The organism is Streptomyces poriferorum (genome assembly GCF_019399235.1).
GTDB lineage: Bacteria > Actinomycetota > Actinomycetes > Streptomycetales > Streptomycetaceae > Streptomyces > Streptomyces poriferorum.
On sequence record NZ_JAELVH010000574.1, the window covers coordinates 1 to 923 of the forward strand.

Here is a 923-nt window from a genome sequence, read left to right on the forward strand (position 1 = left end):
GCCGACCCACACCTGGCACCCGCACAACCCGCCGACCCACAACCCGCCGACCCACACCTGGCACCCGCACAACCCGCCGACCCACACCTGGCACCACACGCCGCCCAAGCACCACAAGCCGCCGCAGATGGCGCACACCGGTGCCAACGACAACCTGGGCATCGCGGGTGGCGCCAGTGCCGCCCTCGTCCTCGGTGGTGGCCTGCTGATGCGCCGCAGCCGCGCCGCGCAGAAGTGAAGTAGCCCCGCACGCGAAAAGGTCCGGCCGGACAGCGCGAAGCTGTCCGGCCGGACCTTCTCATGTCCGGGTGTCAGACCCGGGAGAGTCCCGCACGGTCGAGGCAGTCGGCGACCGCCGCCGTCTCCGCGGCGTCCAGCCGGCGCATCGGCGGGCTCATCACGTTGGTGGTGATGACCCCGCGCAGCATCAGCGCGGTCTTGAACGCGCCGAGTCCGGCCGCCGTGGCGGACGCGGTGCCCGGGCGCGCGGCCCGGATGATGTCGAAGAGCGCGACGAGACGGTCCTGCTCGGCCTTCGCCGCCGCCCAGTCGCCGGTGACCGCGGCGTGGTGGAGGCGTACGTACCCGTGCGGGTCGACGTTGCCGAGCCCCGGGACCGAGCCGTCGGCGCCGCCGAGCATCATCGCGTCGACGACCAGCTCATGCCCGGTCAGGACGGAGAAGTCCGGCAGTTCGCGGGCGCCGATGGCCAGCCGGCGGAACGAGCCGTCGTCCCCGCTGGAGTCCTTCACACCGGCCAGCACGCCGTCGGCGGCGAGCGGCAGGAGCAGCTCCGGGGTCAGCTTGCTGTGGACGCAGACCGGTACGTCGTACGCCAGGAGCGGCAGTTCGATCGCGGCGGCGACGTCGCGGAAGTGCCGGTCGATCTCCTGGTCGCTGGTGCGGGTGTAGAACGGCGCGGT

2 protein-coding genes are annotated in these 923 nt (G+C 72.7%); one reads left to right on the plus strand and one right to left on the minus strand.

Annotated elements, in window-relative coordinates:
* A partial coding sequence (locus JGS39_RS39735) for an LPXTG cell wall anchor domain-containing protein (RefSeq protein ID WP_219574620.1) occupies window positions 1–238 on the plus strand: 238 nt, incomplete at its 5' end.
* A gap of 73 nt (window positions 239–311) precedes the next feature.
* Here the strand turns inward: JGS39_RS39735 and JGS39_RS39740 are convergent.
* Window positions 312–923 (minus strand): dihydrodipicolinate synthase family protein (locus JGS39_RS39740; RefSeq protein WP_219574621.1); only part of this gene is annotated, 612 nt, incomplete at its 5' end.